Annotated in this window: 18 protein-coding genes; 1 reads left to right on the plus strand and 17 read right to left on the minus strand. The window is 56.7% G+C overall.

The genetic code is table 11. The features are described from left to right. Positions 1-240: 240 nt before the first annotated feature. From yajC to ruvC, 4 genes are all read right to left on the minus strand, one after another. Entirely contained in the window at positions 241-705 is a 465-nt protein-coding gene (yajC, locus tag HMPREF2878_RS07040) for a preprotein translocase subunit YajC (RefSeq protein WP_049190818.1), read from the minus strand. A gap of 66 nt (positions 706-771) precedes the next feature. Then, positions 772-1884 (minus strand): Holliday junction branch migration DNA helicase RuvB, encoded by a 1113-nt coding sequence (gene ruvB, locus HMPREF2878_RS07045; RefSeq protein WP_049190793.1) that lies wholly within the window; start codon positions 1882-1884, stop codon positions 772-774. Between the two features lie 66 nt (positions 1885-1950). Beyond that, positions 1951-2571: a Holliday junction branch migration protein RuvA gene (gene ruvA, locus HMPREF2878_RS07050; protein WP_048731308.1), complete on the minus strand. Its 621-nt coding sequence runs from the start codon at positions 2569-2571 to the stop codon at positions 1951-1953. Between the two features lie 83 nt (positions 2572-2654). Continuing rightward, on the minus strand, positions 2655-3212 hold the full coding sequence (ruvC, locus tag HMPREF2878_RS07055; protein WP_048731311.1) for a crossover junction endodeoxyribonuclease RuvC: 558 nt from the start codon (positions 3210-3212) through the stop codon (positions 2655-2657). Positions 3213-3327: 115 nt separating this feature from the next. Between ruvC and HMPREF2878_RS07060 the strand changes: the two genes are divergently transcribed. Beyond that, a complete protein-coding gene (locus tag HMPREF2878_RS07060; protein ID WP_049190796.1) occupies positions 3328-3792 on the plus strand; it encodes a DUF3817 domain-containing protein in 465 nt (154 codons plus the stop codon). Between the two features lie 516 nt (positions 3793-4308). Here HMPREF2878_RS07060 and HMPREF2878_RS07065 read toward each other — a convergent pair. The 13 genes from HMPREF2878_RS07065 to HMPREF2878_RS07125 all read right to left on the minus strand — a co-directional run bounded on the left by HMPREF2878_RS07065 (position 4309) and on the right by HMPREF2878_RS07125 (position 16652). Then, positions 4309-5061, minus strand: a complete 753-nt coding sequence (locus HMPREF2878_RS07065) for a YebC/PmpR family DNA-binding transcriptional regulator (protein ID WP_048731316.1) — start codon at positions 5059-5061, stop codon at positions 4309-4311. A 79-nt stretch (positions 5062-5140) separates the two neighbouring features. Continuing rightward, the gene (gene pdxT, locus HMPREF2878_RS07070) at positions 5141-5761 is read right to left on the minus strand and encodes a pyridoxal 5'-phosphate synthase glutaminase subunit PdxT (protein ID WP_048731318.1); all 621 of its coding nucleotides are present in this window, start codon (positions 5759-5761) and stop codon (positions 5141-5143) included. Then, complete coding sequence (locus HMPREF2878_RS07075; protein WP_016422678.1) at positions 5761-6639, minus strand: acyl-CoA thioesterase; 879 nt, start codon at positions 6637-6639, stop codon at positions 5761-5763. Before HMPREF2878_RS07075 ends, pdxT begins: the two co-directional genes overlap by 1 nt. A gap of 2 nt (positions 6640-6641) precedes the next feature. After that, complete coding sequence (gene pdxS, locus HMPREF2878_RS07080; RefSeq protein WP_005511452.1) at positions 6642-7544, minus strand: pyridoxal 5'-phosphate synthase lyase subunit PdxS; 903 nt, start codon at positions 7542-7544, stop codon at positions 6642-6644. A gap of 139 nt (positions 7545-7683) precedes the next feature. Next, on the minus strand, positions 7684-8187 hold the full coding sequence (locus HMPREF2878_RS07085; protein ID WP_070595762.1) for an NUDIX hydrolase: 504 nt from the start codon (positions 8185-8187) through the stop codon (positions 7684-7686). 53 nt (positions 8188-8240) lie between these two features. Then, positions 8241-9383: a glycosyltransferase family 4 protein gene (locus HMPREF2878_RS07090; protein ID WP_048731326.1), complete on the minus strand. Its 1143-nt coding sequence runs from the start codon at positions 9381-9383 to the stop codon at positions 8241-8243. A 2-nt stretch (positions 9384-9385) separates the two neighbouring features. Further along, complete coding sequence (locus tag HMPREF2878_RS07095) at positions 9386-10288, minus strand: phosphatidylinositol mannoside acyltransferase (RefSeq protein ID WP_070429454.1); 903 nt, start codon at positions 10286-10288, stop codon at positions 9386-9388. A gap of 11 nt (positions 10289-10299) precedes the next feature. Next, positions 10300-11001 (minus strand): phosphatidylinositol phosphate synthase, encoded by a 702-nt coding sequence (pgsA, locus tag HMPREF2878_RS07100; RefSeq protein WP_049193676.1) that lies wholly within the window; start codon positions 10999-11001, stop codon positions 10300-10302. Next, positions 10995-11630, minus strand: coding sequence for an ATP adenylyltransferase (locus HMPREF2878_RS07105; protein WP_042388668.1), 636 nt, complete (start codon positions 11628-11630; stop codon positions 10995-10997). The genes pgsA and HMPREF2878_RS07105 overlap by 7 nt, the downstream gene beginning before the upstream one ends. Positions 11631-11781: 151 nt before the next feature. Further along, positions 11782-13776, minus strand: a complete 1995-nt coding sequence (gene thrS, locus HMPREF2878_RS07110) for a threonine--tRNA ligase (protein WP_222865459.1) — start codon at positions 13774-13776, stop codon at positions 11782-11784. A 159-nt stretch (positions 13777-13935) separates the two neighbouring features. Further along, positions 13936-15162 (minus strand): Dyp-type peroxidase, encoded by a 1227-nt coding sequence (locus HMPREF2878_RS07115; protein WP_070653118.1) that lies wholly within the window; start codon positions 15160-15162, stop codon positions 13936-13938. 286 nt (positions 15163-15448) lie between these two features. Further along, complete coding sequence (locus HMPREF2878_RS07120; RefSeq protein ID WP_070653120.1) at positions 15449-16057, minus strand: copper chaperone PCu(A)C; 609 nt, start codon at positions 16055-16057, stop codon at positions 15449-15451. Positions 16058-16061: 4 nt separating this feature from the next. Next, on the minus strand, positions 16062-16652 hold the full coding sequence (locus tag HMPREF2878_RS07125; protein WP_040361738.1) for a copper resistance CopC family protein: 591 nt from the start codon (positions 16650-16652) through the stop codon (positions 16062-16064). Positions 16653-16822: the final 170 nt, after the last annotated feature.

Consider the following 16822-nt stretch of genomic DNA (forward strand, 5'->3'; position numbering starts at 1 on the left):
CCGCGAAATCGCGCGATACCAGGAAGAGGCATTGCGGGCGTCGCTAAGCAAAGCTATAAACACCAACCGCTAGAGAATAACCGATTTAGCGTAGTGCGCCGGTTTTGACTTGTACCTATTTAGTGAAAATCTTGCCCACGCTTGCCGACGGCGAAACCTGGGACGCGCCCGCTAACCCCACGGCGCACGCTACAGCTTGGATGCATGCAAACCAGCAGGGCGTGGGCGTGCAAAAAACTGCTACTGCTTTTCGGTGGAAGTGGAACCGTCTGTACCCGTGTTATCCGAGTTACTCGGAGTATTCGGGTTCTCGACCTGCTCATTGATGTCCGAAGCGGCATTGTCATCCGGACCGTGGCCGGTGATTTCTTGGACATCGCCGACGTGGTCATCTGGCGCATCGGAAACACGGCCACGTCGATCACGGTGAGCGTAGCTAGCTCCGGTACCGGTGGTGAGGTTGCGGGCAATGGCGCCCTTTTCCCACCGGGTCACGATGCCGTCAGCGATAATCAGGTCGACGGTTGTTTCGGTCGTATCAACGACCACACCATGCATACCGGAACCGGTGATGACCTCTGCGCCCGGGGCCAACTTATCCTGCATGTCCCGAATGGTGCGCACCTGCTTGTTCTGCTTGATGATCTGCCAAATTGGCAGCGCCAGGAACAAGAAAATAAGTAGGAGGAGAATAGTTTGATCCATGTCTGCCGAGTTTAACGAATTGCCAGCTAGCAATTCCACACTGCCCCGGCCAGGTCGATGAGAAAGCTATTCTCCGATAGTTCCCTCCGGAGGCTGCAACCCCAAGTGCCGCCATGCTCGGGCAGTTGCAACACGTCCGCGCGATGTACGCGCAATCATCCCGGCACGGACCAAGTAGGGCTCGCACACTTCTTCCACAGTCGAGGGCTCCTCACCGACTGCCAGCGCCAGGGAATTCACGCCCACCGGGCCGCCACCGTGCCCCTTGACCAGGGCAGTCAGCACTGCGCGGTCCAAGCGGTCCAGCCCAAGCTCATCGACATCGAAGACAATCAACGCCGCCTTGGCCGCACCAAGATCAATAACGCCACCGGAGTGAACATCTGCGAAATCGCGAACGCGACGCAGTAGGCGGTTGGCAATTCGCGGGGTACCTCGCGAACGCGAGGCAATCTCCACTGCAGCCTCTGGGCTGATATCCACCCCGAGGATCCCAGCGGCACGGGTAACCACCTTTGTCAGATCCTCGACCTCGTAGAACTCCATCTGCGCAGTAAAACCGAAACGGTCACGCAGTGGGCCAGTCAGCATACCCGAGCGCGTCGTTGCGCCTACCAGCGTAAAAGGTGGAATCTCGAGTGGAATTGACGTAGCTCCAGGCCCCTTGCCCACGATGACATCAATACGGAAATCTTCCATTGCCATGTAGAGCATTTCCTCCACGGGCCTGGCAATGCGGTGGATCTCGTCAATGAAGAGTACATCGCCCTCGAGCAGGTTCGATAGCATTGCTGCCAAATCGCCAGCGCGAATAAGCGCCGGACCGGACGTCATTCGCAGGGACGACCCCATCTCCTGCGCAATAATCATGGCCATGGTGGTCTTACCCAGGCCGGGAGGTCCCGACAGCAGAATGTGGTCCGGAGTCACATTTCGTCCCCGTGCCCCGGAGAGCACCAAATCCAGCTGCTCGCGGACCTTGGGTTGGCCGATAAACTCCCCTAACGACTTTGGTCGCAGGTTCGATTCCGCATCGACTTCCTCGACCTGAGCGCGGGCATCGACATCACGTTGTGCACCATTTCCCCCACCGCCAAAATGGTCGTTGGCTGCTCCATCTAAAGAGTCCCTGAAGGGATTGCCCGACACGTTAAACTCCGTGCGCTCGATATCGCTCATAGTCCCCTCATCCTAGTGCACTGCCATTTTTCATCATCAATGTAGCTGCAGGTCCTCGACCTGGATTTACTTTTCGCCCAATGTCTTTAGCGCCGCCTTCAGCGCCATTGATGTATCCAAGGTCGGATCAATCCGAACAACAGTCTCCGCTGCCTCATTCGCATCAGCTTCCGGGAACCCAAGCCCGACCAAAGCACCAACGACCTGATCCAGATCTGCCTTCAAAACAATGCCAGGCGCTGCTCCGCTTGCAGCTTCCTCCGGCTGGGATACCGCCCTATCCGCGAAAACCTCGACCTTATCCTTCAACTCAACCAACAGGCGCTCCGCCAATCGCTTGCCGACGCCGTTAGCCGCCTGGAGGGCCTTGGCATTCTTTGAGGCAACCGCATTGGCAATCTCGGCCGGCGACAGTACCGATAGAACAGACATCGCTACTTTTGGCCCCACTGTCGAGACAGTGCGCAAGAGCGCAAACATCTCACGTTCCTGCGAGTTGGCAAAACCAAAAAGCGTAATCGCATCTTCACGAACCGCCATTGTGGTCAACATGAAAGTCTGCTCATGCCTCACCAACTGAGAAGCTAACCTGCCCGTAATGGTGACCAAATGCCCGACACCACCGCACTCGATAACGCAATAGTCCGCACCGAGATCGATAACCTCACCGCGAAGAGATGCAATCACTTCTTACAATTCCTTTCACTACGGCTTCCCTAAAGACACCGCGATAAACGCCGAACTCACAAGTGTTCTCTAGCAAGATCCCCCTACCGCGAGGGATTCTCACGGCGAGAAAGCTCCAGCTCCCGCTCCTCGTGCTGCTTAGCAAGCGCAGCCAAGGTGTCGCGCTGGCGTTGCAGAACCGGACCACGCCAACAGTGGCAGATAGCGATGGCCAACGCATCCGCTGCGTCCGCAGGTTTTGGCGGAGTTTCCAACCCGAGGATTCTCGTCACCATCATGGTCATCTGCTTCTTATCGGCCCGGCCGTTGCCGGTAAGCGCCTTCTTTACCTCCGACGGCGTGTACATATGCACTTCCAAACCGCGTCTAGCCGCAGCGAGGACAAGGACACCAACCGCGTGCGCAGTCTGCATTACGGTGGACACGTTGCCGCGCTCGAATACCCGTTCCATCGCAACCACGTCCGGCTCGTACTCATCCATCCACTGCTCCACGGCATTGGAAAGCCGTAGAAGACGATCCTCCAACGATGCCGTGGTTGGTGTGCGGGCGACCCCCACCGCAATGGGAATGACTTTCCTGCCCTGAGCACCTTCCGCAATGGAGAGACCACAACGAGTAAGGCCAGGGTCGATACCCATCACCCGCAGAGATCCAGCTCGATAATTCACCTCTCCACTAATACCACATTTCGAACAGCTGTTTGTATCGTAGCTACACGGGGTACCAACCGTTGGCTCTGATAGGTTTAACACCATGAATTCACCGAAGAAGCTCTACGGCGTTCTCGCTGCAGCTGAAATGGTCACGTGGGCTCTGCTGCTCTTGGGGCTGGCACTGAAGTACCTGTTCAAAGTCACTGACATCGCCACCACCATCTTCGGCGGCATCCACGGTTTTACGTTCCTGTGCTACGTAGTCACCACCATCATGGTGTGGATCAACCAGCAGTGGAGCTTTGGCCGCGGTGTCATCGGCCTCGCCTCTTCTATCATTCCATTCGCAACCTATCCGTTTGAACGAAACACCCTGAAGGCAGGCCTCTTGGATCGGCCCTGGCGCTTTACCGACGAATCCGAGGAGCCACAGGGCATTTTCGAGTGGGCACTCGCGATGATTATTCGCCGCCCGTTTATCTCGGCATTCGTCATCCTGATTGTTCTCGCCGTGGTCTTCACACTGTTGCTGATGGCGGGACCTCCGACTCAGTGGTTCTCTTAAAACGGTTCTACTAAAACTTTCAGAAACCAAAATCGGGTTTATTGGCAAAAGTGTGTCCGTCTGGCGTGTCGACCGGTGCGTCGGCGGGCGGGCACCCTTCGCTACTTACCCCAATGCGAGTTACTGACTGCGTTTATGACAAAAATGACCTGAAAAATCGTCTGATAGTGACATAAACTCGCACAGTTTCACATTTGCAGCCGTATTCACACGCGCAGCCCGTAATTTTTTGAGGTTGCCAGTGTGTCGGGTTGTCGGTTTTTCTCCTTACCCCCCCCAGGGTGTGGAGCTACCCGCAGGCGGGCTCTGACCAGTCGCTATCTTGAGGATCAGACACACTCTTTGACTCTGCCTGTCTCCCCCCCCCCAAAAAAAAAGATCCCCATCGGACGACTCTCCGATGGGGATCTTCCATTCACACCAGCTCACCGCGCAATTCAGCGCTGCGGACTACCCTGCGCGGGCACCCCTTTAACGCCGGGAAGCCGGTCAGCGGAACCGTCGCCAAGCAAACGCCTAGTCTTCGAGTTCGGCGATAACCTCGTCGCTGATGTCGGCGTTCGAGTAGACGTTCTGCACGTCGTCGGACTCTTCGAGAGCGTCAATCAGACGGAAGAGCTTGCGTGCACCGTCAGCATCGAGAGCCACCGTGGTAGAAGCGCGGTAGTCCTGATCTGCGGAGTCGTACTCCATTTCGGCATCGACAAGAGCGGTGCGGACATTCATCAGATCGGTAAAGGCGGAGACAACCTCGAACTTTTCGCCCAGGTCGTTGACCTCCTCTGCACCAGCATCGAGAACCGCCATAAGCAGGTCATCCTCGGTCAGCTCGCCCTTCGGCAGCTCGACGACACCCTTCTTTTCGAAGAGGTACGCCACGGCGCCGTTGTCTGCCATGTTGCCGTTGTTCTTGTTGAACGCCGAGCGCACATCGGAAGCAGCACGGTTACGGTTATCGGTCAGGCACTCCACAATCAAAGCGACACCGCCAGGTGCGTAACCTTCGTAGACAATGGTCTCCCAGTCAGCACCGCCGGACTCCTCGCCGGAACCACGCTTGCGGGCACGCTCAATGTTGTCGTTGGGAACCGAGGCCTTCTTGGCCTTCTTAATCATGTCATCGAGGGTGGGGTTACCAGCAGGATCACCGCCGCCGGTACGAGCCGCGACCTCGATGTTCTTGATCATCTTTGCCCACTCTTTGGCGCGCTTGGCGTCATTAGCAGCCTTCTTGTGCTTTGTGGTTGCCCATTTTGAATGACCCGCCATGTGCTAGTTCCTACCATTCCTCTCGTCAATACCCATGTAGATGGGAATTCGTCAGGTGTTCATTATACAAACCGGGGATTTAAATGCCGACAAGCTCTCGCAAAAAGAACTCGTGGAGCCGCGTCTCCCCCGTCGACTCCGGGTGAAAGCTGGTGGCCATCGCAGCCCCCTGCCGTACTCCGACCACTGTACCTGCGGTCTCTCCAGCCGATTCTGGCACCCGCGCTAGCACCTCAACATCATCACCGACACGCTCGACCCACGGTGCGCGAATAAAGGCGGCGTGTACAGGCGGCTGGTCACCACTGATCGCCAGCTGCGGAATATCCAAGTCAGTTTCGAAGGAATCCACTTGCCGGCCAAATGCGTTACGACGGACGGTGATGTCAATCGCCCCCAGGCTAACGGCATCCGGACGGGTATCGAGCACTTCGTCGGCAAGCAAAATCATGCCGGCGCAGGTGCCATATGCCGGAAGGCCATCGCGGAGGGCTTCCCGCAGCGGGTCTTCAAGCTCATTGAAGACCATCAGCTTGCTCATGGTTGTGGACTCGCCGCCGGGCAAAATTAGGCCGCTAAGCCCTTCCAGATCACGGGGCAAGCGCACCTTTCGGTGCGGGACGCCGAGCTGGTCAAGCACATATCCGTGTTCGGCAACGTTGCCCTGAAGAGCGAGGATACCGATTGTTTCCTGTGTCATTAATCTAGGTTCTCACTGCGAGCATCGAAGTTCGTCGCCACTGGCACGGGCTCGACACCCGGGGCCAGGCTTCGGGTCAGCCCTTCCTGCGTGACGACGGCCACGAGCTCGCCCTTTTGGTTAAAGATGCGACCGTGAGTCAATGCGCGACCCGCGTGCGCCGATGGCGAAATCTGGTCGTAGAGCAGCCATTCATCCGCACGGAACGGACGCATAAACCACATCGCGTGGTCGAGGCTGGCTTCCTGGACCTCAACGCCTGGATGCGGAACGAGTGCCGATGACAGCAAAGTCATATCCGACATGTACGCCAGCGTGCAGACGTGGAAGGTCTCGTTATCCGGCAGGCGATCCTTGCACCGGAACCATACCAGCTGCTGGGACGGGGTGTACTTGTTGTGTTCGAACTGATCATCCGGCACTACCCGGATATCCCAGTCCGCCCACTCGCGCATTAGTAGACGACGTGTGTTCGTCATCTCAGAGGTGTCGGTGACCACATCTTCAGGATCTGGCACCTTGCGCATCACGTCAGAGTGCTCGAGTCCCTCATCCCCCTTACGGTGGAAGCTGACCTGCATTACGAAAATCGTACGGCCATCTTGCACAGCTTCGACGGAGCGGTGGCAGAAAGACCGTCCATCGCGAATACGCTTGACCATGTACACCGTCGGGATATGGGGGCGGCCCGGGCCTACAAAGTAGGCGTGGAGGGAGTTCACCGCGAAGGTATTACCCACCGTGCGCGTCGCCGCGACGAGGGACTGGCCGGCAACTTGGCCACCGAAAGTGCGCTGCAGGATTGACTTAATGACTGGGCCACGGAAAATGTCCCGGTCAATCTGCTCCAGATCTAATACCTCGCGGATGTTAGCCATTTTTACCAGCCACGCTCAGCGAGTCGGTGCGGCTGCGGAATCTCGTCGACGTTGATGCCGACCATTGCCTCGCCGAGACCGCGGGAGACATCAGCGATGACCTTCGGATCATCGTAGTGCTGGGTTGCCTGGACGATAGCCTTGGCGCGCTTCTCCGGATCACCGGACTTGAAGATACCGGAACCAACAAAGACACCCTCAGCACCGAGCTGCATCATCATTGCAGCGTCAGCCGGAGTTGCAATGCCACCTGCGGTGAACAGCACGACTGGCAACTTACCGGTCTCAGCGACCTCGCGTACCAGCTCGTACGGTGCCTGCAGCTCCTTGGCGGCAACGTAGAGCTCGTCCGGAGCCATAGAACGCAGACGGTTAATCTCAGCGCGGATGGTGCGCATGTGAGTCACAGCGTTGGAGACATCACCGGTACCGGCCTCGCCCTTCGAGCGAATCATGGCAGCGCCCTCGTTGATGCGGCGCAGAGCTTCACCCAGGTTGGTCGCGCCACAGACGAACGGCACGGTGAAGTCAAACTTGTCGATGTGGTTCGAGTAGTCGGCCGGGGTCAGAACCTCGGACTCGTCAATGAAGTCAACACCGAGGGACTGCAGAACCTGTGCCTCAACAAAGTGGCCGATACGGGCCTTGGCCATAACCGGAATGGAGACGGCATTGATAATGCCCTCAATCATGTCCGGGTCAGACATACGTGACACGCCACCCTCTGCGCGAATATCGGCGGGGACGCGCTCCAGCGCCATCACGGCAGTTGCGCCGGCATCCTCAGCGATCTTGGCCTGCTCCGGAGTAACGACGTCCATAATGACGCCGCCCTTCATCATCTCAGCGAAACCGCGCTTGACGCGTGCGGTGCCCTGCCCGGAGTTGTTCTCAACCGTGCTCAACGAACCCTACTTCCCTAATAAAACTGGTGAATGTGACTGTTTGTAGTCGTTTAACACTATAACGCCTGAACTAGACAGTGCTGTTCATTGAGTCAGAAAACACCGCGAACTTCCAGCACAACAGCGGGTTTTCCCACAATTAAGCCGTTGTCAGTCCATCTGCAACATCGAAATATTCCGGTTCAGGTGCAGTGCCCGCCAGCCGCAGCGCGCGCACTAGCGGCCTGGCTCGCAGTGCTTTCGTATCCGTCACCGCATCATTGTAGAAACGGCGGGCGAGCTCGAGCCGCGTATGGGCGTCAGAAAGCTCAATTGCCATCGTCCGGTCCACGGGCTGTTCCTCATAGAGCGCCACAATTTTCCTAGTCAGTTCGTTTTCCACGTCTGCACGCTGCCCAGTGTTGTTGGCTCTAAGTGGTGTGGCTTCCACCTTCGCCACTACCCCGGCGAGTTCCGGGTAGGCGGCACGAGCGACTGCGGCCCTTCGCCCCAACGCCGCTTCCAGTGAAGAACGCGCCAAGTCCGTGCGAATGTGCATACGGTTCAAACGCGTCGCTGTCGATGAAGCCACCAAACCGCCAACGAGTACGACAATCAGCGCAATGACTAGGACAACGACCCAGATTGGAACGGTTACGTCCACCGAAAACCCACTTTCACTCCGCTGCGTTTAATCAGCTGCCACGACGGAAATCTCTATGGCGCAATGACGACCTTTTCGCCATCCATGCGCACCGTATCGTACACACGCAGAACGCCGTCGGCGACCTGCGACCAGTCATACTCCCAAGCCCGCTTATGCCCGAGTGCGCGAAGCTCCTCCCCCAACTTTGGCTGCGTCAAAAGGCGTACGACTGCATCCGCAAGGTCTGCGGAGTTACCGTTTTCAAAGTGAAGCCCGTAATGGCCGTCGTCAAGCACGAGTTTGAACGCATCGATGTCGCTGGAGATCACCGGCGCACCCGCCGCCATCGCCTCTACCAGTACGATGCCGAAACTCTCCCCACCACGCTGCGGGGCAATGTACGCATCCGCATCGGCGAGTATTGACGCCTTAGCATCCTCCGACAGTCTGCCGACGAAATGCAGGACATCTGCGTTTCTGCCCGCTTTACGACGAGCTGCCGCGATATCACCATCACCAACGACACAGACCTCAAGCTGTGGAATCTCCGCACGTATTGTTGGCAACGCGTCGAGCAAGACGTCAAAGCCCTTACGAGATTCGTCGAAGCGTCCGAGGAAGACAAGCCGATAGACCCCTTCACGCCGTGGCGGAATCTCAGGCAACGATGAGGCGGCCGGGCAGGACTCGAAATCTCCAACACGGACACCATTGGGAATGAGAACCGGGTCGCCGCCGAGTTGCTCAACCTGCCAGCGACGAGCCACTTCCGAGACAGCGATGCCTCCCCGAATGCGTTCAAGGTACTTCCGCAAAAATGGCGTGGCCAACTTCAATGCTAGGGAGTCCGTCGCCGCAGAGTGATAGGTCGCGACAATCGGCCCGACCGAGTTTACTAACGACAGCATTGAAAAACTGGGCGAATTCGGCTCATGGATATGAAGAATGTCGAAGCTACCCTCCTCAATCCATGTGCGGACTCGACGGCTGGTGCGGGGACCAAAAGATAGCCGAGCGACCGAGCCGTTATACGGAATCGGGATGGCGGCACCACCTCGAACAACGAAATCCGGCACGTCCGCCTGCGCGCTAGCTGGGCCGATAAGACTGACCTCGTGGCCGCGACGGATAAACTCCTCACACAAGTCAATCGCGTGAGCTTGAACCCCTCCTGGGACATCGAACGAGTACGGGCACACCATTCCGATTCGCACGGCTACTTTGACCTCTTCTTATCCGCTGGCCACAGTGGCTGCATCATGTGCCAATCCGCTGGATGCTGAGCAATATCAGATTCAAAAACAGTAGCGATGTCTTGGACAATGTCAGCTAGATTGCGCCCCTCAGTCGGCACGAATGGATGCGCTACAAAGCGCCAACCATCGCGCGTGTAGGACAGGCCCGCGGGCATAAGCCGAGCGCCCGTGTCCTGTGCCAGCTTTGCCGCGCCGACCGGCATTGTCGTCTGCTCGCCGAAAAAAGTGACCGGGACCCCGTGGCCGCCGAAGTCACGATCAGACAGCAGGCACACAACGCCACCGTCTTCCAATCGCTTCTGCAGTTCCGGCATCGCGGGTTTGCCACCGGTAAGCGGGAGAATGTGGAATCCGAGGGATTCGCGGTACTCCACGAAAGCGTCGTAAAGCACCTCTGGCTTCAGCCGTTCCGCCACGGTACTGAACCGGCCATGGCGGGAAACGAGCCACATACCTGCCATATCCCAGTTACCAGAATGCGGCAGTGGGATGACGATGGAATCTCCGGCCTCGAGGGCCTCAGCAACTCGTTCGAGCCCATCGCTGGTGGATTCGACCGTGTCTGCCAGCTCTGGAGAGGCGATGGAGGGCAACCGGAATGCCTCCACCCAATAGCGTAGATAGGAACGCATGGAAGCCCGAATAAGCCCTTGCGGCACTTCCTCAGGCGGACAGCCCATAACGCGAGCCAGGTTCTTGCGAAGCTGGCGGGTCGTCGTGGGATTTGCTGCTACCCGATCGGCGGCTATGTTGCCGATGCGGTAGGCCACGCGTTCCGGCAGCAGACCAAAAATCTTCCACCCGGCCATATAGCCGAGCGCAACGAAATCATCTTTCGAGCGAGGCAGGAAGAAACTAGTCATCGTATCCTCCTTTAGTTGTTGGAATCAGCCGAACCCGTGGACTTCGTAGCAGAGTCAGGGTTGATAGATGAACTATCAGCTGCGCCTTCTGGCGGGGCGATGGGATCCAACGCTCCTGGCTGCTTAGCCACCATGTACAAGCGCTGAATGACGGTGAATACCGACCCAATCGCCAGGAGCCACATTGCGACGTAGAGGGCATAGTCCACGCCAAGCCCCTGGAGCCCAATGCCGATTAGACCGATAATCAGGCGCTCCGCACGTTCGACGAGACCGCCGTTGACCTTGAGGCCGCTAGCTTCTGCCCGAGCCTTAACGTAGGAAATGACCTGGGAAGATCCCATAGTGATCAGTGTCAGAATAAGCAGCACTGAATCCGCGTCATGGTGATACACCACCCAATACGCTATCGCCCCGAACAGTGCAGCATCCGTAATGCGGTCACAGGAAGCATCCAGCGTCGCTCCGTATTTCGTTCCCTGCCCTCGAAGTCTGGCCATCGTGCCATCGAGCAGGTCAAAAGCAGTGAAAATAGCGATTGACACCGCAGCTGCGAAAAGATGGTTGGTAGGAATCAGGATTACCGCAAGCAGAACGGAAACTACCGTTCCCACCAGGGTGACCGTGTTCGGGCTAATGCCGACCCGCAAAAGTGCAGCGGCAATCGGTTCAACTACTGGGCGGATTGGAGCCCTGCCACGGACACTCAGCATGCTGCCCCATCCTCTTGATTAAGGGCACGCCAGCCGTCGGCAAGCAACTCGCGAGTCTGACGAAGAGCCTGCGGTAACACTTTGGTGCCATCGATCACGGTCATAAAATTGCTGTCACCCGACCAGCGCGGTACGACGTGCATATGCAGGTGATCGGCGACCGAACCGCCGGAGGCCTTGCCTAAGTTGAAACCTACATTGACGGCGTGCGGGCGCGAAACCGATTTGAGAGTACGAACCGCATGCTTGGCAAATCGCATCATCTCGGCTGTTTCTTCGTCGGTCAAGTCCTCAAGGTTGGCGACTTCGCGATATGGAACCACCATGAGGTGCCCTGGGTTGTACGGGAACAGATTCAAAACGGCGTACACCCACTCGCCGCGAGCGATAATGAGTGCTTCCTCATCACTTTGCTTCGGCAAATCAACGAAGGGGTTACGAGATGGCTTGGAGTTATGCACACCACGCTTGACGATGTAGTCCAGCCGGTAGGGTGCCCATAAGCGCGTGAGCCGATCCGGTTCGCCGTAACCGCTGTCGACGTATACGCCATCAGACGATTCCTGCTGGCCGGCATTGCCCTGCTGCTGCGGAGGCAACTCTTCACTTCCCGACTGATTCACTGCCATCCCCTTCGTTGCGTGGCCGGGACCCCATTCGAGCCCCGACCACATATATTTCTCTGCTGTAGTTTACGACCTCGCGGTCAACTTCTTTGGATTACCACGCGTGGTTCACCAGTTAAAACAACGCGGTCGAATTAGAGAGCGTTAACGACCTCTAGAGAGCAGAGACATTCTCCTTGTTCGGCTGTTCGTTATTCCGCGAAGCAACCCAATCACAGATGATGTCCACAGCCTTCTCAACTGCCACCCCGTTAATCTGGGTACCATCGAGGAACCGGAAGCTGACGGCGCCTGCCTCAATGTCGCGGGCACCAGCCAGAATCATGAACGGAACCTTGGCCTGGGTGTGGTTGCGAATCTTCTTCTGCATGCGGTCATCGGACGTATCCACGTGGACGCGGATGCCACGAGACTTCAGCTGTGCAGCAAAGTCCTCCAGGTGTGGGATACAGTCATCCGCAACCGGAATACCAACAACCTGTTCCGGAGCCAGCCAAGCCGGGAAAGCACCTGCGTAGTGCTCCAATAGGACGCCAAAGAAACGTTCGATGGAGCCGAAAAGCGCACGGTGAATCATAATCGGGCGCTTCTTGGTTCCGTCAGGTGCGGTGTACTCGAGCTCGAAGCGCTCCGGCAGGTTGAAGTCGAGCTGTACCGTCGACATCTGCCAAGTACGGCCGATGGCATCGCGGGCTTGGACGGAAATCTTCGGACCATAGAAAGCGGCTCCGCCCGGATCAGGAACGAGCTCGAGGCCAGAAGCATCTGCAACGCGCTGAAGAATAGCTGTGGACTTCTCCCAAATTTCATCCGAGCCGACGAACTTCTTTTCGTCCTTCGTAGACAGCTCCAGGTAGAAGTCATCCAGGCCGTAGTCACGCAGAAGCGAAATGATGAAGTCGAGGACATTAGTGAGCTCTTCTTCCAGCTGATCCTCGGTGCAGTAGATGTGGGCATCGTCCTGCGTAAAGCCACGGGCTCGGGTAAGACCGTGGATAACGCCTGATTTCTCGTAGCGGTAGACGGTGCCGAACTCGAACATACGAATCGGAAGTTCACGGTAGCTGCGACCACGCGATGCGAAAATGAGGTTGTGCATCGGGCAGTTCATCGGCTTGACGTAGTAGTCCTGCGGAGCCTTGGTGCAGTTGCCGTGTTCGTCATATTCGCCGTCGAGCTGCATCGGCGGGAACATGCCATCCGCGTAGAAGTCAAGGTGACCAGACTTCTTGAACAAGTCACCCTTAGTTACGTGCGGCGTGTTCACAAAGTCATAGCCCGCTTCGATATGACGGCGACGGGAGTGCTGCTCCATCTCGTTGCGGATGATGCCACCCTTGACATGGAATACCGGGAAACCAGAACCAATCTCATCCGGGAAGCTGAACAAATCCAGCTCGGAGCCCAAACGGCGGTGATCGCGCTTCTCAGCCTCGAGCATGCGGTCAAGGTACTCGTCTAACGCTTCCTTGGACTCCCACGCAGTGCCGTAAACACGCTGCAGGTTATCTCGAGATTGGTCACCCCGCCAGTACGCAGCGGAAGAACGCGTGATCTTAAAAGCAGGGATGTAACGAGTGGTCGGCACGTGCGGGCCGCGGCAAAGATCAAACCACTCGGTCTCGCCAGTACGCGGATTGACGTTGCGGTAGCCGGTCAAGGTCGTACCTGCACCACCGACGTCGACATTGGCCTCATCATCTTCGGACACCTTGCCGGCCGACTTTTCAACAATCAGCTCGAGCTTATACGGCTCGTCGGCAAGCGCTTCCTGCGCCTCATCAGCAGACTCGAACGCAAAGCGCTCGAACCGCTGACCAGACTTGATGATCTTCTTCATACGCTTTTCGATGCGCTTGAGATCCTCCGGCGAGAAAGGTTCATCGACACGGAAGTCGTAGTAGAAACCATTGTCGATGGCAGGGCCAATGCCCAGCTTCGTCCCAGGGAACTCCAACTGCACGGCCTGAGCCATCACGTGAGTCGCAGAGTGGCGGATGACATCGCGACCGTCCGGAGTATTCGCCGGAACGGGCTCGAAGACGGTTTCCACTTCTGGCTTAAAGGACAAATCCTTCAAATTGCCTTCAGGGTCGCGGACACAAACGATGGCGTCAACGCCCTTGTTCGGGAAACCCAGGTCTCTCATCGCCTCGCCCGCAGAAACTCCTGCGGGCACGGAAAACGGTGCTGGGGTTGCAAATTCTTCTGACACGGCGTGCGTGTACTCCTTTTCAAAGTGTCTTCGAAAATCACATACCTGGTGACCTTCGTCAGTCGTTCACACACTTTACCGCACGGCCAAAACTCAGGCCTCGAAAAGGTCCTGCGCCCAGTACTCCTCCTCAGAAGTTCCTCGCGGCATGACAAACACAGCGGATCCAATGTGGAAAATCCACTGATTGAGACGGTCGTTCTTGGACAGCCGCTCCTGAATCGGATCGAACTGCTCCAACGGGTCCTTCTGGAAACAAATGAATACCAGGCCGGTGTTGGTCTCGAATCGACCATTCGGTTCCGGTGGCAGGTCATAGTTGTAGACCCGTCGCAGAATCCTTTGATTAGGTTTCTCCTTCGGAGGCATTGACAGTGCAACATGGCTGTTCAGATCCGTCAGAGGCAGACCATATTCATCAGTCTTCGCCAGGTCGACGGTCTCAAACTCGTCCTTACCGCCAATTGGCGCACCGGTGCCGATATCTCGGCCGGTAATAACAGTGCGGCTTTCGCGGTCCAAGACATCCCAGCCTGGAATATCCATTTCAATACGGCGGACAACCATCGCTGTACCGCCCCGCAACCAGTCCGGGCCACTATCAATCCACACCTGCTTGTCGAATTCTTCACGAGTGCGCGGGTTGACCGTACCGTCCTTCTGACCGAAGAGATTGCGCGGGGTCTCGCCTTCCTGCGTAGAACCATTGGCGTGCTGGAAACCAGCTTGTACCCAGTGAACATCCAAAGAAGAACCTGCATTTCGGATCATCATTCGGGCCGCATGGGAGACCATTACTGGGTCGTCCGCACAAATCTGCAGGCACAGGTCTCCGCCGTTCCACTCCGGGCGGAGCTCATCGTTAACGTACTTTGGCAGATCTCCCAGCCACTCAGGCTTCTGGTCTTCCCTATCGATGATTGTGAAGAAATTCTCCCCATATCCAACTGTGATAGTCAGATTGGCCGGACTCCCCATGAGCTCAGGTTCCAAGTCCGTTCGAGTAGCCTTGCCGGCTGTCATTCGGCGGGCATCATCCGTCCAGGCACGCATGAGGTTTTGGAGGCGATTGCGATCGACCCCCTTCCTCACGTTGAAGGCAATTAGCCATAGATTCGCCTGTGCGGGCGTCGCAATCCCCGCCTGGTGGGCGCCATCAAAAGGTACGGTTGCTGTCTGCAAAGGCGGTTTCGGCGGCTCTTCCTGTGGACGTTCCAACCCAATCGCCTGGGCTTCCGGCGCCCCCAGGGCGAGCGCTGAAGCTCCTGCGGCGGTGCCGAGCCCGCCAAGAAAACGCCTTCTGGAAAAGCCTTCGGACATTTTGTGCACTCTTACCTTTCTGATTACTTCGAACTGGAGCACATAAGGTGGCTGGGGATTCGCCAATTTTTTAATAGCTTCAACGCAACCACTGGCCTATCCAATTCGACCGTATCGAAAACCTTTTTCGGAAAAAGAAAAGCGCCGGAGTTCGTTGCATATGCTGCAATAACCTGCCAACTCCAGCGCTTCTGCCACCATTAGATTCAGCTAGTCAATTCCTCGACGTACCTGAGCTCACGCCCGCTTTACGACGAACGATTGCTTGATCAACTTGTCACAAAAGTTAGTGGCCCGAGTGATCCATCTCACCGCCACCCATGTGCTCTGGGTTGTTCAGGTCACCGTCATTACCGTAGTCCTCTTCACCTGCTGGCTGGACACGAACCTCAACGTCCTGGGTAATGCTAGAGCTGTCGGAAAGCTCAATGACGAGCTTGTACTCAGCTCCCACATCCATAGCTTCATCATTGTTCATGATCATGAAGTGAGTGCTACCCGGTTCGAGAACGAGTTCGCCATAAGCAGGAATCGTCAAACCTTCCGGCACCTCGAACATCTTGCCGTCCTTGGTATCGTGCTGCTCGAACTTCGTGCCTTCCTTCAGCCCCTCAAGCTTGAAGGAGGAAACCTTGATGTCCTTATCGGTGTTGTTGGTCAGCGTACCGAAGATGGCGGTCATGCCCTTGTCAGCCGGCTTTTCCTTGATGTAGGCATCGGCCAGCTGCACAGCAGCATCACTCTTCTCCATCTCAGAAGTAGCCTCGGTCGCAGCGGAGGTTGCGGACTCAGTCACCTCAGCAGCAGTGTTATCGTCGGACGAGCAACCTGCCAGAGCAAGGGTCAGGGCTGCGGAACCAGCGATCAGTGCAGTTGCAGTGCGATTGAGCTTCATGTGTCTATTTTGCCTTTCGATTAATAACGATGACGACAGCGGCGATGATGACGATGAGTCCACCACCGAGGCCATAAGCCCATAGCGGTATTGACTTCGTTTCCTCGGCGTGCGCACCGGTCTGACGAGATTCTGCCCCGGCTTCGGCTGCGCCAGCAGCATCCGGATCAGCCACTGAGAAAGAGGTCTTTCCTCGGGTGGAGTGACCATCAGAGGAGGTGATTTGGAAACCAATGATGTAGTTACCAGGGCCTGGATTAATATCCTCAGGGATATCCAAAGAGACCTCATTACCCACTACCTCTGGCTCGTGGGAGTACAGGACTTCCTTGGCATCTGCATCACTAATTGCAACGGTGTTGAAATTGTTCTTGGGGTTGCCGGAGAACTTGAGAGAAACGTGGTGCGGAAATTCATCGAGAACCTGCTTGTCGCCTGGGTTAGACGACAGCACGGAATCGTGAGCATGCGCGGGGCCAGCATTAATAACTGACGCGCCTGCAAAGACTACAAGCGTCGCAGCGGCGGCTACTGCACGCCGGAAACCCGACTTTGAGAACCGAAACGTTTCGCCTGAAGCGACCCGGGGACTCACTAGAACAGTTCAACTCCTTTAAGCGGGACAGTTCGAGAAGAACAGCAGTAGTCTGACCGCTGCCCTTATACCTATTGTCGGATGGTAGTCCAGAAAAGTTCCCGAGAGGGACGAATATAGTTCAGGTCACACAGCAAAACCGGGTTAAGTAGCAAAAAGTGTGTCTGACT

Source organism: Corynebacterium sp. HMSC065H09 (genome assembly GCF_001812845.1).
Classification (GTDB): Bacteria; Actinomycetota; Actinomycetes; order Mycobacteriales; family Mycobacteriaceae; genus Corynebacterium; species Corynebacterium jeikeium_D.

Coding starts and splice junctions, on each gene's coding strand:
- ruvB (WP_049190793.1), bottom strand. CDS start 1,884: ATGAGCGATATCGAGCGCACGGAGTTTAACGTGTCGGGCAATCCCTTC.
- ruvC (WP_048731311.1), bottom strand. CDS start 3,212: ATGGGTATCGACCCTGGCCTTACTCGTTGTGGTCTCTCCATTGCGGAA.
- pdxT (WP_048731318.1), bottom strand. CDS start 5,761: ATGACACAGGAAACAATCGGTATCCTCGCTCTTCAGGGCAACGTTGCC.
- HMPREF2878_RS07095 (WP_070429454.1), bottom strand. CDS start 10,288: ATGACTAGTTTCTTCCTGCCTCGCTCGAAAGATGATTTCGTTGCGCTC.
- thrS (WP_222865459.1), bottom strand. CDS start 13,776: ATGAGAGACCTGGGTTTCCCGAACAAGGGCGTTGACGCCATCGTTTGT.
- HMPREF2878_RS07105 (WP_042388668.1), bottom strand. CDS start 11,630: ATGGCAGTGAATCAGTCGGGAAGTGAAGAGTTGCCTCCGCAGCAGCAG.
- HMPREF2878_RS07065 (WP_048731316.1), bottom strand. CDS start 5,061: ATGGCGGGTCATTCAAAATGGGCAACCACAAAGCACAAGAAGGCTGCT.
- pgsA (WP_049193676.1), bottom strand. CDS start 11,001: ATGCTGAGTGTCCGTGGCAGGGCTCCAATCCGCCCAGTAGTTGAACCG.
- HMPREF2878_RS07075 (WP_016422678.1), bottom strand. CDS start 6,639: ATGGCTAACATCCGCGAGGTATTAGATCTGGAGCAGATTGACCGGGAC.
- HMPREF2878_RS07120 (WP_070653120.1), bottom strand. CDS start 16,057: ATGAAGCTCAATCGCACTGCAACTGCACTGATCGCTGGTTCCGCAGCC.
- yajC (WP_049190818.1), bottom strand. CDS start 705: ATGGATCAAACTATTCTCCTCCTACTTATTTTCTTGTTCCTGGCGCTG.
- HMPREF2878_RS07115 (WP_070653118.1), bottom strand. CDS start 15,162: ATGTCCGAAGGCTTTTCCAGAAGGCGTTTTCTTGGCGGGCTCGGCACC.
- HMPREF2878_RS07060 (WP_049190796.1), top strand. CDS start 3,328: ATGAATTCACCGAAGAAGCTCTACGGCGTTCTCGCTGCAGCTGAAATG.